Below are 16506 nucleotides of genomic sequence, written 5' to 3' on the forward strand. Positions count from 1 at the left end.
CAAAAACGACGGCCTAAGGGAGATTGCACAATGGTTGATATCGCCACCCGCGTTTGGAACCACAAATGGAGGATCGACCCGATTGTTCGGTCGCTCATCGATACGGACTTTTACAAGCTGTTGATGTGCCAGTCCATTTTCCGCAACAAACCGGATACGAAAGTTACGTTCAGTCTGATCAATCGGTCCAAGCATATCCCGCTGGCCAAGCTGATTGACGAGGGAGAGCTGCGTGAGCAACTCGACCATATCCGTACGCTAAGCCTTAGCCGTGGCGAGTCCACATGGCTGCGAGGCAATACCTTCTATGGCAAGCGCCAGATGTTTCGCTCTGATTTTATGGAGTGGTTCGAGAACCTGCGTCTGCCGCCCTATCACCTTGAGCGGAAGGGCGATCAGTACGAGCTGACATTCGAGGGTAAATGGCATGAGGTCATGCTTTGGGAAATTCCTGCACTGGCCGTTCTGATGGAGCTTCGCGGGCGTGCCGTTTTAGGCAACATGGAGAAGTTTGAACTTCAGGTGCTCTATGCCCGCGCCATGACCCGTGTGTGGGAAAAGGTAGAGGCGCTGCGCGATGTACCTGATCTATCGATTGCCGACTTCGGCACGCGTCGCCGCCACAGCTTCCTCTGGCAGGATTGGTGCGTGCAGGCGATGAATGAAGGCTTGGGCGCGAAATTTACTGGTACGTCTAACTGTAAGATCGCCATGAAGCGTGAGCTCGAGGCCATAGGCACCAATGCCCATGAATTGCCAATGGTTTATGCCGCCTTGGCCAAGACTGACGAAGAACTTTTCCAAGCGCCTTACAAGGTGCTTGAGGACTGGCATGACGAGCATGAGGGCAACCTGCGTATCATCTTGCCTGACACCTACGGGTCTCAGGGGTTCCTCGACAACGCGCCTGACTGGCTGGCAGGTTGGACTGGCATTCGCATCGATAGTGGCGACCCTGCGACAGCAGCACAGCAAGCGATTGACTGGTGGAAGTCGCGTGGTGAAGATCCTCGCGAAAAGCGCGTTATTTTCAGCGATGGCCTCGACGTGGCCAAGATCAAGGAACTGCATACGCAATTTGCGGGCAAGACTGCGATATCGTTTGGATGGGGTACACTGCTCACCAATGATTTCCGAAATCTTGTGCCCGACGATGCTCTCGCCCCCTTCAGCCTTGTCTGCAAAGCGGTGAGTGCGAATGGATCACCAACTGTGAAACTTTCCGACAATCCGAATAAGGCGATGGGACCAGCGGATGAGATTGAGCGCTACAAACGGGTTTTCGATATGGGTGAGCAGACCGCACAGGAGGTGGTGGTATGACCACGACACACGAGGCGAATGAAGACGCCCGTAATCAGGACATCCTGATCTACGTCAACGGTGATTTGAAACCTCGTGCCGAGGCGACGGTCTCGGTCTATGACAGCGGCTTCCTTTTGGGGGATGGCATGTGGGAAGGGATGCGACTCTATAATGGCGTCTGGGCATTTTTTGATGAGCATATGGACCGCTTCTTTAATTCCTGCAAAGCGGTTTCGCTTGATGTGGGAATGGATAAGGCGGGCATTGCGGAGGCTCTGCGCATGACAGCAGAGGCCAATAACATGACCAGCGATGTGCACTGCCGTCTGATGCTGACACGCGGCGTAAAAGTAAAACCGTTCCAGCACCCCTCGCTCTCGCGATCCGGCCCGACGCTGGTGATTATTATGGAACATTCCAAACCTGTCGCCACGCTCAGCGATAAAGGCATCCGCCTTGCCACTGTTCCACAAGTGCGCGGCTTGCCCATGTCGCAAGATGCAAAATATAACAGCCATTCCAAGCTGAACTGCGTGATCGCCTGCCTTCAGGCCGAGCAAGCAGGCGCAGACGAGGCACTGATGCTCGATCCGCATGGATTTGTGAACACCACCAACGCTTGCAATTTTTTCATTGTGCGGCGCGGCGAGGTTTGGACCTCATCGGGCGATTACTGCATGAATGGTGTCACGCGGCAGAAGGTGATTGATTTGTGCCGTGCCGATGGCATCCCAGTATTCGAAAAAAACTACTCGCTCTATGAAGCGATCGGTGCGGATGAGGCGTTTCTAACTGGCACATTTGGTGCCCAGACGCTGGTGTCCGAGATTGACGGCAAGCCTATCGGCGATGGAGCCCGCCCCGTGACGGAGCGGATCAGGCAGCTTTATAAGCAGGCTATTGCAAAGAACATCGCGCGTTAGCCCTTGGCGGATGCACGGCGCGTTACGATACCAGAGCGGATAAACGCAGCGATGAATATCGCAGTGAGGATCAAAATGATCGTCGGCGCGGGTGCGCTGTCCAAAAAGAAGCTGGCATAGACGCCTATTACGCCAGAGATCATGGTCACTCCAACCGCAATAGGCAGCATACGCGAAAACTGCTGGGTCAGTAGAAACGCAATCGCTCCAGGGGCGATAAGCAGGCCAATGGACAGGATAATCCCTACCGCCGAAAGTGTTGCCACAATCGTCAATGAAATCAGCGCCAGTAACCCGTAGTGTAGCCAACCAACGCGAAGACCTACCGCCTGTGCCTGAACTGGATCAAAGGCGTGCAGCATCAGATCGCGCTGCTTGGCGATGATAATGACAGCGACGAACAATGAGATCAGCCCCGCCGTCCACAAATCCTCACTCCCTACGCCAAGCATGTTGCCAAACAGGATATGATCGAGGTGCATATCGGTGCTTATCTTGGTGTACATCACGATGCCAAATCCGAACATGCCAGAGAACACGATGCCCATAACAGTGTCCTGTTTCACGCGGCTGTTCTCAGATAGGAATCCTGTCGCCAGCGCACAGAACATGCCCGCACAAAACGCACCGATGATGAGGGGAATGCCCAGAACATAGGCCGCCACCACACCGGGCAGGACCGCGTGGCTAATCGCGTCACCCATCAGGGACCATCCTTTGAGAACCAGATAGCAGGATAGCAAACTGGTCGGCACGGAGATCATTAGCATGATGAAAAACGCGTTTTGCATAAACGGAAATTGGAACGGTTGGAGCAATGTCTCTATCATGGGCGTAATGCCTCGCGCGCCTTGCGCCGCGCGGCGAGGTATCCATGTTTGGGCGCAAAGACAAAGGCGGTCAGGAAGATCACGGTTTGTAAACTCACGATGATACCGCCAGTAGCACCATCTACAAAGAAGCTGAGGTAGGCACCAAAGAAGGATGTCAGCGCACCGATGGCGACACTCACAATCAACAGGCGTGGAAAGCGGTCGGTCAGCAAATAGGCGGTGGCACCCGGTGTCACCACCATCGCAATCACCAGAAATGCACCAACAGTTTGCAAGGCGGCGACACAGGACGCCGACAGCAGCATAAAGAAAATTACCTTGAGCAGGTCAGGTTTTAACCCGATCGACCGCGCATGGTTTTCGTCAAAGAAGGTCACCATAAGATCCTTCCACTTCGCCAAGAGCACTGCCAATGTGACAAAGCCGATGATCGCCAGTTGCAGTGTGTCGGATGGGGTGATCGCAAGAATATTGCCCATGGTGATCGTCTGGACCGAAACGGACGTGGGTGACAGTGACACCATGAACAGGCCCAACCCGAAGAATGAGGTAAAGATCAGGCCGATGATCGTATCCTCCTTGAGGCCCGAACGTTGATTGAGAAACAGCATTGCACCAGCGGCCAATCCTCCGGCGGCAAAGGCTCCCAGAGCAAAGGGTAGGCCCAGCATATAGGCTCCTGCCACACCGGGCACGATGGAATGGCTGAGCGCGTCGCCAATTAGGGACCAGCCTTTGAGCATGAGGTAAGCAGACAGGAAAGCGCATACGCCGCCCACTAGTGCGCTAACCCACATGGCGTTGAACATATAGCCGTAGGTGAACGGCAGCAGGAGCGTCTCCATCACTTGACGTCTTCCTTTTCCGGTTCGCCCTTTTGCGTCTCGTCCGCATAAACAACGAACGGACGTTCATCATCGGTAATGACGCGGATGGAGCGTGCATCGTCATCGTCATGCAGGTCCGATCCACCTATCACAAAGTGGCGAAGCACGCCCCCAAACGCCAATTCCAGATTGTCATGGGTAAATGTCTGTTCGGTCGTGCCATAGGCGATGATGGTTTCCTTGACCAAAACGGTGCGGTCGCAAAACTCTGGCACCGACCCTAGGTTATGGGTCGAGACAAGCATCACGCGCCCCTCATCGCGCATCTCGCGCAGCAAGTCGATAATTTGATCTTCGGTTTGAACATCGACACCTGTAAACGGCTCGTCCAACAGGATCACCTGACCTTCTTGGGCCAAGGCGCGGGCAAGAAATACACGCTTGCGCTGACCGCCTGACAACTCGCCGATCTGGCGGTGGCGAAAGTCGGACATGTTGACGCGCTTTAATGCATTGCTGACCGCCGCGTGATCAGCTGCTTTAGGTCGGCGAAAAAATCCCATGTGGCCGTATCGGCCCATCATCACCACATCCTCAACCAGCACGGGAAAAGACCAGTCAACCTCTTCAGACTGGGGAACATAGGCCACGATATTGCGCTTGAGCGCTTCTTTAACAGGGAGACCAAGAACGGTGATCTCACCCTTAGCAGCGGGCACGAACCCCATAATTGCCTTGAATAGGGTCGATTTTCCTGCCCCATTTACACCGACAAGTGCGGTGATCGTCCCCCGTGGTACGTCAAATGTCGCATTGCGCAGGGCGGTATGCCCGTTGCGGTAAGTCACGGTTACATCACGTGCAGATATCCCCTCACTCATTTGGTCAACCCTCTTACTATTGTCTCGGATGTGACGCGCAAGAGGTCGAGATAGCTTGCCACAAGGCCATCTGCTTCGGTCAGGCTGTCTACATAGAGGATACCACCATATTCCGCGTCAGTCTCCCGCGCGACCTGCTGTGCAGGAGCTTGCGACACCGTGGATTCGCAGAATACCGCAGGAATGTCATTTTCGCGCACCGTATCAATTACTTTGCGTACCTGTTGCGGTGTGCCTTGTTGGTCGGCATTCATCGGCCAGAGATAAAGCTCCCTCATCCCGAAATCACGTATGAGATAGCTGAATGCACCCTCGCATGTTGACAGCCAGCGTTGATCTTCGGGAAGTGCCAGAATGGCAGCACGCAAAGGCGCAATCGCTTCGGAAATTTGCGCCTTATAGGTTTCGGCATTGGCGCGGTAGACATCCGCATTGTCTGGATCATGCAAAACAAATGCGTCGCGGATGTTGTCGACGTAGATCAAGGCATTGGTCAGCCCCATCCACGCATGCGGATTGGGTTTGCCGTCATATTCGCCTTCTGAAATACTTATCGGCTCAATTCCGTCGGTGAGGGTGGCAGAAGGAACATTTCGCAAATTTGACAGAAACTGCTCGAACCATAGCTCAAGGTTCAGACCGTTCCAAAGAATGAGGTCAGCGTCCTGAGCACGGATAATATCGCGCGGCGTAGGAGAGTAGCCGTGGATTTCTGCACCGGGTTTCGTGATGCTTTCCACGATAGCTGCATCGCCCGCCACATTACGCGCCATATCCGCTATGACGGTAAAGGTTGTTACAGCTTTGAACTTCTCTCCTGCGATTGTAGCGGTACCAGCCAGCGTGAGGATGGAAGTGGTCGCAAAAATTTTCACAGAATTGGCAAACTTGGACATGGTCGGATTGATCCTCTTACATCACGTTAACAAAATGCTTATGAGAACCATTCACAACTGTAAATAAGAATGATAACGATTCTCAAAGATAGTATATTAATGCGAAAATAGGGCGGTAATGATGGCTGGCGAGAGTGACAGAACCGAAAAAATGACGGCTGCCCTGCGTAAAGCGGGAATTCGTGTCACCCGTCAGCGGATTGCATTGCTTGGGGTTCTTGCAGAAGCTGACGATCACCCCGATGCGGTTGAGTTGCACGATCGCGCCAAGCGGATCGAGCCGACCGTTTCACTCGCTACGGTGTACCGCACCCTGTCTGTGCTGGAGGAAAGTGGCGTTGTGCATCGGCATTCCTTTAAAGGAGGTGGTGCGCGATTCGAGACTTCCCATGAAGAGCATCACGATCACATCCTGGATGTGGACACCGGAGAGGTAATTGAATTTCAGTCCGACAAAATCGAACGACTCCAAGACGAGATCGCGCGTGAGTTGGGGTATGAAGTCGTTCATCATCGGCTTGAGCTTTACTGTCGCAAGAAACGCTAAGCTCTTTTGAGGCGCCGTTCGCGCCAAACGATGAGCAGGCCACTTGCGAGGATCAGGAGCGCACCAGGGAAGAGTTCGTTCCATGGTGCTTCGTCAAAGAAGATCCAGCCAAGCAAAAACGCTAATGGAATACCGAAATAGTTAAACGGGGCGAGGTTACTTTGCTCCGCCATGCGGTAGGCCATGATCAACAACAATACGGCAGAGCCGCCAAATCCACCCATTGCGATCAGCCAGAGGATGTCTGTCGCGCGGTCCAATGGTGAAAAGTCACCTGTGATAAATGCAAGGATCACGGCACCCAACAACGCAACAATGCTGGAATAGAGATTGATTAAAGGGGTGGGCACATTATCGTCCATCATGCGCGCGGTCACACCAACCATGGCATAACAGACAGCAGCGCCCAGAGGCAGGAGCGCAGCAGGCGAGAAGGTGTCCGACCCGGGCCGCACAATCCAGACCACACCAATAAAACCAAGGACGACTGCACCCCACCTGATCCAACCGACTTTTTCCCCCAGCAGTACAGTTGCCAAGGCCACAGCAAACAGCGAATTGGCATAGGTAATCGTAGACGCTGTGGCAAAGGTCAGAAGCCCGAGCGACAGATAAAACGAGAATTGAGCAAAGGTCAGGATGACACCGCGTGACAGGGCCAATCGCCACTGCCTAAGCTTCCATATCCTCCCCTTCGCGTGCCAATCGCGAGAGCCATACAGGATAATCAAGGAGGGAATTAACCCAAAGGTATTCCGATACGCAGAGAGTTCAGCCGCGCCGTAACGCGGAGAGAGATACTTAATGATCAGACCCATCGCATCAAAAAGCGTCAGGGCGCAAAGCAGCAGCAAGACGGCCGTCAGGGTCCGATCAGTTTTCATCCCGCCATGATGTGTCGTTAGCAAGGTAATGACCAGAAAGGAAATCGGGAAACCTAACCATTGAAGTGAAATCGATTGCACCGCTTGGGGGAGTTCGCCTACCATAAATTAGAAAAAGTACCCATTTGACGGCGTGCGATTTGCGCAAAATAGATGTGTACAAATTAGGAGAACAAAAATGAAGACCGAGGCAAGAGCCGTTACTGCCAAGCGGACATCTGTCCTTCCCGCGATTTTTGCGCTGGTTTTGGGTGTTCTTATTGTAACCATGTCGGGTCATCTACAGGCGGAAACTTTGCATAGTGCTGCCCATGATATGCGCCACGCAAACGGTTTTCCCTGTCACTAAAATATGTTGTCAAAATTACTAACCGGCAGTTTGTTTGCTGGCGCGGCCGCAGGGTTGATCGCAGGTCTGCTGCAGCTCTTTTTTGTTCAGCCGGTCCTATTGCATGCCGAGCTTTACGAAAGTGGTACGTTGGTGCATTTTGGCGCGGTGGCCCCTTCGGTACAGCCAAACCTCCCATTTTTTAATCCTGTCCGAGATCTGCTTAGCATTGTCTTCACGATGCTAACTTACACAGGCTATGCCATGATAATGGTCGCGCTTATGCTGCTTGCCGAGGAACGGGGCGCAGAGGTTAGTGTGCGTACTGGTATTCTTTGGGGTGTCGCCGGCTTTGTAGCAGCGCACCTTGCTCCCGGGTTCTCTTTGGCACCCGAAGTGCCGGGTGCCGCTGCCGCTGATGTTGGGGAACGACAATTGTGGTGGTTTGCAACAGTGAGTGCCGCTGCCGTCGCAATGTGGTTGCTGGCCTTTGGTAAAAACTGGTCAATGTGGGGCGTTGCAGTGATCCTACTTTCTGCACCGCACCTGATCGGGGCACCAATGCCTGATAGATTTTTCGGTCCGGTTCCGCCCGAGATTGGAGCCCTCTTTGCTGCCCGTGTGTTTGGCGCAGGCCTTGCAGGATGGGTGATTTTGGGATGTATGGCGGCATATTTTCTTGATAAAGAAAAGTGGGCACCAAGTTAGGGGATGGTAATGCGCAAAATTATGATTTTCGTGATTGGTCTTACATTCGGTATCGCAGGCGGGTTCACCGTGGCGGCGGGGAGCGGGATCAAGATCGAGGGACATGATCACGCCGAAATGGACCACAGCACCATGGATCATTCCGCGACGGGCCACAGTGATGCAGGCCACGCGATGTTGCATGACATGCCATTGGAAATTGATGCTGCGTCAGCGCCTACAATCGATATCATGGTTACGAAGGATCTAATGGCGGGCTATAATCTACATGTCGTGGCCGATGGTTTTCGCTTTGCCCCAAAATCGGCCAGCCTCGCCCATGTAGCTGGTGAAGGTCATGCGCATATCTATGTCAACGGCGTGAAACTGGCGCGGCTGTACAGCGATTGGTATCATCTTGATACTCTGCCAAAAGGTGACGTTGAGATCGAAGTCTCGCTCAACAGCAACGATCATCGGCCCTTAGCGCTGGATGGTACTCTGATCACTGCTAAAAAAATTGTGACAGTAGACTGACGCGGGGCGATTGCCGCTTATTCAGGATCAACTTTTCCGCGCATGGCCTTCACTTCGCCGCGAACCTTCTTTGCCTTCAAGCGCCGCTTTTTCGACCCCAGCGTAGGGCGGGTTGCGATGCGGCGTTTGGGGGGCGCGAGCGCGTTTTGGATAAGCTCCTTCAGTCGCTCGCGTACAATATCGCGGTTGCGTGCTTGGCTGCGTGTCTCGTCACATTGAAGAACAAGGGCGCCTTCATTGGTCCACCGCCGCCCCGCCAGACGTTTCAACCTGTTCTTCACGGGTAAGGGAAGGGATGGCGAAGTCGCGGCTTCAAACCGTAACTCTACAGCAGACGACACTTTGTTCACGTTCTGCCCACCTGGGCCAGAGGCGCGCATGAAACTCTCGGTGAGTTCCCAGTCCTGAATGATAATCTTATCAGTGATGTGCAACATGGTGCAGATCATAGCGCACAATAGCACAAGGTGAAGGCTTGATCATCCATGGTGCAAAAAGGGCCGCTCTGAAACAGAGCGGCCCAATCGAATTGCATAGGAGGTGGGATCGGTAAGACCGATGGTCCACTTCGGCTTTCAGTGAACTAGGGGCTGCCCTAGCAAACGACCTCCAAAGTTGTTCCGACACCTTTCTCCAGCACATTTCTAATCACTAGATCACCTCCTTTACATTTGTTGAACTCACCCTGAAGCTGGCACAAGTTCGTCAAATAGCAAAGTGTTTTTTGAGTGGTTATTCTGAACGTTTCCGTGCTGCCCGATTATGCAGCACGCAAGCGTGCTGTGATGATACGGAACGGGACGAGGGCAACCAAAGCCAATGTCAGCTTTACCGCCCAATCCGCGACCGCAAGAGATACCCAAAGTGGCGCTTCTGGACCCATGCCAAGGACCGGCACGACCTCCGATGCCCAAGAGACGTCAGTACCTACGTGAATGAAGGACAGTGCGCCAGAAAAGGCGATTGAAAAGAAGATAACCGTATCCACTGTGCTGCCAACGAGGGTGGAGACAAGTGGCGCTTTCCACCACTTGCCATCGCGTAGCGCTGCAAAGATGCCTACGTCCAGCATTTGTGCGGTGAGAAAGGCAAGGCCTGACCCGACTGCGATGCGTACGGTGACCAATGGGCCAAATTCACCCATGATCTGTGTTCCGATCAGCGAGCAAATGATGCCGACAACAAACCCGGCCAGTACCACGCGGCGTGCTGCCGCTGTGCCGTAAACACGGTTCATAATGTCGGTGACAAGAAAAGCGAGGGGGTAGGTGAACGCCCCCCATGTGAGCCAGTTTCCATAAAGGAACTGAACAAGGATGTTTGAGGCTACAACGATGGCGGCCATGGCGATGATGCCAAGAAGATGTGTGCGTGTCATAATATAAACCGTTTTGTGCAAGGGTGCGGCGACTTGGCCTGCGGGGATCGCAGACGATTGGTGCTTTAGGCGGCTTTGGGCGTTACTGCAACAGCTATTCGCGGACGGTGTATTCGACAATCTGCGTCCGCTGCAGCTGGAAAAAGTTATCGTCCGAGATCATCGTTACGTGCATTTGCCCGCGTGGATCGTCCCATATGCTGATCCCTTCAAGGTTGTCATGGCGTGCGGGGATTGTCGTAAGTAACGTGTATTCACGCGGCGCACGCGGGTCGATGACGAACAGGCGGATACGGGTGCGGAACCCTAGCGGCGTCGTAGCCCGTTCAAGCAGCCAAAGCCGCCCCTTGCTGTCGATGTCAGCTCCCACGGGGAGAAACGGGCCGCGCTGGGGAATACGCGCACTCACCCGCCATTTGCCGTTTGCATAGGCAAAAAGGGGAAACGGCTGTCCGCCTGCGGGGGCCGCCTCGGTGATTGCATAGAGAGTACCATCAGGCCCGATGGCCATCGCTTCTACACCGGAATTGTCGCCCATCGTATTCTCAAAAGGGAGTTTGATCCGATCGTATGTGCGCCCTGTCGCCAGATCAACGCGCATTATCCTGTGGCGATGCTCGAATGAAACATAGGCGAGGTTATCCCCTATGATTGCCAGACCTTCGGCGTCGCTTGCCTTTTTACGCAGACGCCCACCGGAGGACCTGCCCAATCGCTTGTTGCTTAGGACACGAACACCTGTGAGGCGTCCGTCCGAGCGTTGAAGTGACGCTTCCAGAATTTGGCCACGGTCACTGATCACCGTCATCTCGGTGCCTTCCGCACCTACCTCTATTCCTGACCAGCCCCCAAACCATGGCGCATCAAGCTGCCAACGCATCGTTCCGTTTGAACGAAGCGTAGGTTCCGCCAGTACGCTGCCGCACAAGCAGATCAGAGCAAGGGCGAGACGGATCAATTTGAGTCGAGCACGGATTTACACTGTGCTGGGAGATCGGCCAGTACCAGCTCACGACGCGCTTTGCGCGGCGCTGCGGGTTTTGTGGACTTCGGTTTCGGCTTTGCCTTTGGCGGGTTCAATATATTTGCTTGCCATTCGCGTGCGTCATCACAACCATCACCTGCAGGTGGCGGATTCTGATCGCGACAGCCGCTGGCCCCTTTGGGACACGCAAGGCGGATATGGAAGTGGTAGTGGTGACCGTACCAAGGACGAATTTTCCGCAGATAGGAGCGGTTGCCACGTTCGTCGTCGCACATCTGAACCTTTGCTCCGGGGAACACAAAAATCCGGGAGACTCGCGAATCTTGTGCCGCTGCTTTGATGATCTCATGGTGCGACCGCGTCCAAGAACTGTTCACATAAGCACCGCTCGCGCGGCGGGTCGAAATAGATGAAATGTTTTCACGCTGCTTGCGCGTGAGGTTAAGCGAATTCGGTGGGAGCATCCAAATATCCGCGTCGAGACCGATCTGGTGGCTACGATGGCCTGTCAGCATCGGGCCGCCGCGCGGCTGGCTCATATCACCAATATAAAGACCGTTCCAACCCGGCTGCTGGGCGGCAAACTGGCTCAGCTTGGTTACCATATCGATCAACTCAGGATGCCCCCAATTCCGCCCGCGCGACAAGCGCATCGCCTGCCATGTTGGACCAGATTCTGGCAGTTGGACGCCGCCTGCCAGACATCCCTTTGCATAGCTCCCAAAGGGCGCAGGGGATTGGCGCGTGCCCGCCGATTTTGTGCCAAAGAGCTTCTTCGCTTCGACATTCGCGAGAGGGCCAGCCAACTCACCGATTGTCGGGAGCTCGGCCTTCTTGGCCTTTGACCCGCTAATGTCACGCGCGCCGCCACAACTGGCGATCACCATGCCCAAAGCGACAACGGTCAGGAGGTTTTTGATCTTCATTTGGAGAAATCCCCTTTTGGTTTCACCCAGATTAACAGAATGAGTCCTATGATGAACAGCCCCACAAGCGGGCTCACGCCCAAACGCTGGCTGCCAGTCATTTGACTGGTCAAAGCGATCAATGCAGGTGCAAGAAAAGATGTCGCTTTTCCAGATAGGGCATATAGGCCAAAGGCCTCTGTCATCCTTTCCGGGTTTGCTTGGCGTGTCATCATATTGCGTGATGATGCCTGAAGTGCGCCACCCGCAGCGCCAATTACAGCCCCTGCAATAAAAAAGGTGACGTCTGGCATGTTAGAGCCTGCGGCAATTGGAATGAACAGAATCGTTTCGGGCGTAATGGACACGACCAAGAGCGACACAAATGCCAGCGCAACAACACAGACCACAATCACAGGCATAGGCCCAAACCGACGGTCAACCCGCCCGGATATCCAGCAGAAAACAGCGCCAGAAATAATGGCGACAATACCGAAAATCCCGATTTCAGTTGTGGACCAGCCAAGGACGCCAACAGCGTAAACGCCACCAAAAGTGTACAGACCGTTTAGCGCATCTCGGTAGAACATGGACGAGCCGAGGTATGCCAACAAAGATGGATGTTTGGGCAGCCCTTTGAGGGTGCGACCAAGATCGCGTAGGCTCTCGCCAATGAGGAGGGGCTTTGCGCCTACAACATGAGTGTCGCGAATGTAGAGAAAGAAGGGAATCATAAAGACAGCAAACCAAACCGCAGCCAATGGGCCTACGATGCGGGTATCTGCTTTGGTCACAGTGTCCAATCCGAACAAGGGGGTCAGTCCAATCAATGTTGTTCCGTTTGCTGTGGCCTGAAACAGCAGTAGCATTATGACCAAAGCCACCAATCCGCCGACATATCCAAACGCCCAGCCTGATCCAGAAATGCGCCCCAACTCGTTCGGGTTTTCATCAAGTTCTGGCAAATAGGAGTTGGTAAAGATTGTCGCAAATTCCATCCCGATGAGGCCCATGCCAAAAAAGAATAACGTCCAAACGGCTGAGAAGTCCTGCGGCGCAGTCCACCAAAGAGCGCCCGATCCCACAAAATACATGGCAGAGAACAACCAGATCCAAGGCAGCTTGCGCCCTGAGTTATCCGCTATTGCGCCAAGGACGGGAGCCAAGAATGCGATGCAGATACCCGCAGCGGCTAGCCCCCAACCCCAATAAGCCTGAGCTTGCGCACGAGCGGCCTCGTTTGTGACACCCTCTGAAATCAGATTCGCCGTTACGGTGCTGGTGAAATAGGGGCCAAAGATGAATGTCAGAAGAAGTGTATTATATGGCTGGCTGGCCCAATCGAAAAAGTACCAACCCCAAATACGTTTGCGCTTTGATACCACTGACATTGAACACCACTCCCCGTTTGGATCATCATAGAACAGGCCAAATGCATTGGTGCAAGAATTGGTTTAGCGGTTCACGCCATCAATCCTGCATTGGGGGCCATGGCCTTGCGCTTTCAGCGCGGGTCCAATGTGCAATCCATTCGGGCATTTCTGGTGAGGGGCGATCTTGTCCCATTGCGGACAACACCCGCGCAGGTATGACGATCCCGTTCTTGTCCGTCACGGCAGAGCGATAGAGAACGTGACTCGCGCATTCCCCGTCCCGCTTCCACATTGATTGTTCGATGTAAATAAACTTGTCATCCCAACAGACCGCGCGACTGCGGACTTCGAACCGTTCAAATCCGCGGATGCGGCGACGAAAGCGCACATGCGATCCTGCCATGGTGAGTCCCCATCGCTTGCGTTTTAGCACCGCAACCAGTCCCGCACGCTGGGCCATCGCAATGCGACCCAGATCATAAAGCGTAAGAGCACGTCCGTTATTAAGTTCGAGAAAGATATCGAGATCCTGAGGCCAGCAAACATGCTGTGATACGTGAACCTCCGTGAGAGTTGTGAGCGGCGGCTGACGGCTTGCCAGAAAGACATCTTTGATCAGGCGGAAAAACGGGAACATGAGGGTCACTCCTTTGTCCGCTCAATTGACCCGTCTTGGCCTAACGTCAACCACGAACCTCGCGGCACCCTTGTCCTTTTTGAACAGCAGGCTTAACTGCATTTCACGCGCTTAGAAAAAGGATGGCCGCCTGTGACCTCAATCTTTATGATCCTGATGCTTTTGCTGAACATCTTGTGGTTCTTTATCATTGCCCACGTAGTGATGTCATGGCTGATCAACTTTCAAGTTCTCAATACGCGCCAGCCGCTAGTGGCACAAATCTGGTATGGCATTAATCGTCTATTAGAGCCTATCTATGCGCCGATCCGTCGCGTTCTGCCAAATATGGGTGGTCTTGATCTGGCGCCACTTGCAGTGCTGATCGGTGTTGCGATTGCGCGGATCGTCCTGACCAACAACGCGGCATTGTTCTACTAAGCATTCGCACTTTGATGGGAAAAAGGGCCGTATCAGCCTGACAGACCCTTGCCCCTTACCAAGTGATATGTGACTCTGCGGTCGCTGCATTTCCCAAGTTTCAGGTTCACTTATGTCCGGCGCCACCCCGCTGCTAAAAAATGTATTCGGCTTTGACGGGTTTCGCCCCGGACAAGAAGAGATTGTGGCGGCGGTTACGGCAGGGGAGAACGTGCTGGCTATCATGCCCACAGGCGGCGGTAAGTCGCTGTGCTTCCAGCTACCCGCGCTTATGCGGGACGGTGTCACTGTTGTAATCTCGCCTCTGATTGCCCTCATGCGCGATCAGGTCCGCGCTTTGCAGGAATTGGGCGTTGGTGCGGGAGCGCTCACCTCAGGAAACACACCCGAAGAAACTGACGCGGTTTGGGAGGGGCTTGAGGCAGGAACGCTCAAACTGCTTTATATGGCACCTGAACGCCTTGCCGCCGGCTCTGTTATCGGGATGCTCAAACGGGTCGGTGTGAAAATGATCGCCGTGGATGAAGCCCATTGCGTAAGCCAATGGGGCCATGATTTCCGACCCGACTATTTGCGCATTGGAGAGTTAAAAAGATCACTCAATGTACCGCTGGCCGCTTTTACTGCTACTGCCGATGCCGAAACACGCGACGAGATTGTGCAAAAGCTTTTTGAGGGCACGCCGCCGCGCAGTTTTTTGGGTGGTTTTGACAGGCCAAATATTCATTTGGCATTTGCGGCAAAGAATTCACCGCGCAGCCAGATACTGAACTTCGCTGCCGCACGGCGGGGGCAGTCTGGCATCGTTTATTGCGGCACGCGAGCCAAGACTGAAGGCATTGCAAAAGCGCTCAATGACGCAGGGCAAACAGCGATACATTACCATGGCGGGATGGAGGCAGAGGACCGCCGCATTGCGGAGCGCCGGTTCCAGCAAGAGGACGGCCTGATCGTGGCGGCAACTGTTGCGTTCGGTATGGGCATCGACAAGCCTGACATCCGCTGGGTTGCACACGCCGATCTGCCCAAAAGCATCGAGAGCTATTATCAGGAAATTGGCCGCGCAGGTCGTGATGGTGCGCCTGCCGAAACGCTCACCTTGTTCGGGCCCGAAGACATCCGTCTGCGCCGCACCCAGATTGACGAGGGGCTTGCCCCGCCAGAACGCCGTGCGGCAGATCATGGCCGCCTCAATGCGCTGCTTGGTTTGGCTGAGGCACTGGAATGTCGCCGCAAAACGCTGCTCGGCTATTTTGACGAGAGCGAAGTCACCTGCGGCCGCTGTGATCTTTGCGACAATCCCGTTGATACGTTTGACGGCACCACAGCAGTGCGAAAAGCGTTGTCGGCCATGCTGCGCACAGACGAATGGTTTGGTGCCGGTCACCTGATCGATATTCTCCTCGGTAACGAGACGGACAAGGTGAAGCAACGCGGCCACCAGTCACTGCCGACGTATGGCGTTGGTACAGAATATTCCAAGCCGGAGTGGCAAGCTGTGTTCCGCCAAATGATGGGGCGCGATCTGGTGCGGCCTGATCCCACACGCCATGGTGCTTTGCGCATGACGGATGCAGCACTGCCTATTTTAAGAGATGAACAAGCCATAACCCTGCGCCGTGACAGCATCAAAGCGGCCGGTTCCTCGCGCCGTCCTGCGGTCAAAGCGATGGTGAACGAGGAAGACGCGCCCCTGCTCAGTGCCCTCAAGGCCAAGCGCAGAGGGCTGGCGGAAGCTGCAAAAGTGCCAGCCTATATCATCTTCACTGACCGCACCTTGATCGAGATGGCAGAGACACGGCCCATGAACCTCGATCAGATGGCGGGGATAAGCGGTATTGGTGCCAAAAAGCTCGAAAGCTACGGCGCAGCGTTTCTCGAGGTGATTAACGGCGAAGCTGAAATGATGCATCCCCAGCGGCGCAAGCTTGCAGGGCGTGGCGCAGGTGATCTTTATGACCAACTCCTCGAAGTGCAGGCCGACTTGTCGCGTGGCGCGCTGGGCACTGAAAAACCGCTGAGCTGCTCCGCATCATTGTTGGCCAAGGTGGCACAGATGCACAATGCGGATGCAAGTGCGATTGAGCGGGTGCTTGGCGACAAGCGGGCCGAGCGTTTCGGCACCGCATTTCTGGACGTGCTGCGGGGCGCGGACTAGAT

The 16506-nt window shown here is 54.4% G+C and carries 19 protein-coding genes; 8 read left to right on the plus strand and 11 right to left on the minus strand.

Annotated elements, in window-relative coordinates:
• The first annotated feature begins 30 nt into the window (after positions 1-30).
• Both pncB and Q0775_RS08330 read left to right on the plus strand, forming a co-directional pair.
• The gene (gene pncB / locus Q0775_RS08325; protein WP_298859179.1) at positions 31-1323 is read left to right on the plus strand and encodes a nicotinate phosphoribosyltransferase; all 1293 of its coding nucleotides are present in this window, start codon (positions 31-33) and stop codon (positions 1321-1323) included.
• A complete protein-coding gene (locus Q0775_RS08330) occupies positions 1320-2228 on the plus strand; it encodes an aminotransferase class IV (RefSeq protein WP_298859181.1) in 909 nt (302 codons plus the stop codon). Before pncB ends, Q0775_RS08330 begins: the two co-directional genes overlap by 4 nt.
• Here the strand turns inward: Q0775_RS08330 and Q0775_RS08335 are convergent.
• Genes Q0775_RS08335 through Q0775_RS08350 form a run of 4 tightly spaced genes read right to left on the minus strand, consistent with a single transcriptional unit; the run spans position 2225 to position 5665 of the window.
• On the minus strand, positions 2225-3058 hold the full coding sequence (locus Q0775_RS08335) for a metal ABC transporter permease (RefSeq protein WP_298859182.1): 834 nt from the start codon (positions 3056-3058) through the stop codon (positions 2225-2227). The genes Q0775_RS08330 and Q0775_RS08335 overlap by 4 nt on opposite strands.
• Entirely contained in the window at positions 3055-3906 is an 852-nt protein-coding gene (locus Q0775_RS08340) for a metal ABC transporter permease (RefSeq protein WP_298860003.1), read from the minus strand. Before Q0775_RS08340 ends, Q0775_RS08335 begins: the two co-directional genes overlap by 4 nt.
• The gene (locus tag Q0775_RS08345; RefSeq protein ID WP_298859183.1) at positions 3906-4769 is read right to left on the minus strand and encodes a manganese/iron ABC transporter ATP-binding protein; all 864 of its coding nucleotides are present in this window, start codon (positions 4767-4769) and stop codon (positions 3906-3908) included. The genes Q0775_RS08340 and Q0775_RS08345 overlap by 1 nt, the downstream gene beginning before the upstream one ends.
• Positions 4766-5665 (minus strand): metal ABC transporter substrate-binding protein, encoded by a 900-nt coding sequence (locus Q0775_RS08350; RefSeq protein WP_298859184.1) that lies wholly within the window; start codon positions 5663-5665, stop codon positions 4766-4768. The genes Q0775_RS08345 and Q0775_RS08350 overlap by 4 nt, the downstream gene beginning before the upstream one ends.
• A 121-nt stretch (positions 5666-5786) precedes the next feature.
• Here Q0775_RS08350 and Q0775_RS08355 point away from each other — a divergent pair, with 121 nt between their 5' ends.
• Positions 5787-6212 carry a Fur family transcriptional regulator gene (locus Q0775_RS08355; protein WP_298859186.1) on the plus strand — a complete coding sequence of 142 codons (426 nt, stop codon included), beginning with the start codon at positions 5787-5789 and terminating at the stop codon, positions 6210-6212.
• Here Q0775_RS08355 and Q0775_RS08360 read toward each other — a convergent pair.
• Complete coding sequence (locus Q0775_RS08360) at positions 6209-7096, minus strand: DMT family transporter (protein WP_298859188.1); 888 nt, start codon at positions 7094-7096, stop codon at positions 6209-6211. The two genes, Q0775_RS08355 and Q0775_RS08360, sit on opposite strands and share 4 nt — an antisense overlap.
• Positions 7097-7274: 178 nt before the next feature.
• Here Q0775_RS08360 and Q0775_RS08365 point away from each other — a divergent pair, with 178 nt between their 5' ends.
• Genes Q0775_RS08365 through Q0775_RS08375 form a run of 3 tightly spaced genes read left to right on the plus strand, consistent with a single transcriptional unit; the run spans position 7275 to position 8648 of the window.
• Positions 7275-7445, plus strand: a complete 171-nt coding sequence (locus Q0775_RS08365) for a CbtB domain-containing protein (RefSeq protein ID WP_298859190.1) — start codon at positions 7275-7277, stop codon at positions 7443-7445.
• Between the two features lie 3 nt (positions 7446-7448).
• Entirely contained in the window at positions 7449-8132 is a 684-nt protein-coding gene (locus Q0775_RS08370) for a CbtA family protein (protein ID WP_298859191.1), read from the plus strand.
• A 9-nt stretch (positions 8133-8141) separates the two neighbouring features.
• Complete coding sequence (locus Q0775_RS08375) at positions 8142-8648, plus strand: hypothetical protein (RefSeq protein WP_298859193.1); 507 nt, start codon at positions 8142-8144, stop codon at positions 8646-8648.
• Positions 8649-8665: 17 nt separating this feature from the next.
• Here Q0775_RS08375 and arfB read toward each other — a convergent pair whose 3' ends face one another.
• From arfB to Q0775_RS08405, 6 genes are all read right to left on the minus strand, one after another.
• A complete protein-coding gene (gene arfB, locus Q0775_RS08380; RefSeq protein WP_298859195.1) occupies positions 8666-9085 on the minus strand; it encodes an alternative ribosome rescue aminoacyl-tRNA hydrolase ArfB in 420 nt (139 codons plus the stop codon).
• 323 nt (positions 9086-9408) lie between these two features.
• Positions 9409-10026, minus strand: a complete 618-nt coding sequence (locus Q0775_RS08385; protein ID WP_298859197.1) for a queuosine precursor transporter — start codon at positions 10024-10026, stop codon at positions 9409-9411.
• A gap of 94 nt (positions 10027-10120) precedes the next feature.
• Positions 10121-10906 carry an esterase-like activity of phytase family protein gene (locus tag Q0775_RS08390; RefSeq protein WP_298859199.1) on the minus strand — a complete coding sequence of 262 codons (786 nt, stop codon included), beginning with the start codon at positions 10904-10906 and terminating at the stop codon, positions 10121-10123.
• 74 nt (positions 10907-10980) lie between these two features.
• Positions 10981-11937, minus strand: a complete 957-nt coding sequence (gene mepA / locus Q0775_RS08395) for a penicillin-insensitive murein endopeptidase (protein ID WP_298859201.1) — start codon at positions 11935-11937, stop codon at positions 10981-10983.
• The gene (locus Q0775_RS08400) at positions 11934-13307 is read right to left on the minus strand and encodes an MFS transporter (RefSeq protein ID WP_298859203.1); all 1374 of its coding nucleotides are present in this window, start codon (positions 13305-13307) and stop codon (positions 11934-11936) included. The genes mepA and Q0775_RS08400 overlap by 4 nt, the downstream gene beginning before the upstream one ends.
• Before the next feature lie 79 nt (positions 13308-13386).
• On the minus strand, positions 13387-13926 hold the full coding sequence (locus tag Q0775_RS08405; RefSeq protein ID WP_298859204.1) for an acyl-CoA thioesterase: 540 nt from the start codon (positions 13924-13926) through the stop codon (positions 13387-13389).
• A 132-nt stretch (positions 13927-14058) separates the two neighbouring features.
• Between Q0775_RS08405 and Q0775_RS08410 the strand changes: the two genes are divergently transcribed.
• Both Q0775_RS08410 and recQ read left to right on the plus strand, forming a co-directional pair.
• A complete protein-coding gene (locus Q0775_RS08410; protein ID WP_298859205.1) occupies positions 14059-14346 on the plus strand; it encodes a YggT family protein in 288 nt (95 codons plus the stop codon).
• A 112-nt stretch (positions 14347-14458) separates the two neighbouring features.
• Positions 14459-16504 carry a DNA helicase RecQ gene (gene recQ / locus Q0775_RS08415; RefSeq protein WP_298859207.1) on the plus strand — a complete coding sequence of 682 codons (2046 nt, stop codon included), beginning with the start codon at positions 14459-14461 and terminating at the stop codon, positions 16502-16504.
• Positions 16505-16506: the final 2 nt, after the last annotated feature.

It is taken from the genome of uncultured Sulfitobacter sp. (genome assembly GCF_947499945.1).
Classification (GTDB): domain Bacteria; phylum Pseudomonadota; class Alphaproteobacteria; order Rhodobacterales; family Rhodobacteraceae; genus Sulfitobacter.